This window comes from Natrinema limicola JCM 13563, assembly GCF_000337475.1.
In the GTDB taxonomy this organism is placed as follows: domain Archaea; phylum Halobacteriota; class Halobacteria; order Halobacteriales; family Natrialbaceae; genus Natrinema; species Natrinema limicola.
This window is the reverse complement of the sequence record NZ_AOIT01000073.1, coordinates 1-251: the sequence shown is the minus strand read 5'-3', so window position 1 is coordinate 251 and position 251 is coordinate 1. Positions and strand designations below refer to the sequence as shown.

Here is a 251-nt window from a genome sequence, read left to right as displayed (position 1 = left end):
ACAGGGAAATAGGTTAATATTCCTATGCCAGTGTGCACTCAAAGCCAACGCTTTGGGGCCGCCTGAGCCGGGCCTTCGCCCGGTCGAACTGTCGAAGTTCGTGGAAGCCGTAATGGCACGAAGCGACCGAATGGCAGGATAGCGCAAGTCAGGTCAACCGAGAGCCCGTGAAAAGGCGAGCACACTGTCCGTACCGAGATCCGACACAGGTACTCGTGGCGGCGAAAGCCAAGGTCTGTCGGGAGCAACCC

1 rRNA gene is annotated in these 251 nt (G+C 58.6%); it reads left to right on the top strand.

Going from position 1 to position 251, the window contains the following annotated elements:
- A 23S ribosomal RNA gene (locus C476_RS19180) occupies positions 1-251 on the top strand; the annotation flags it as partial.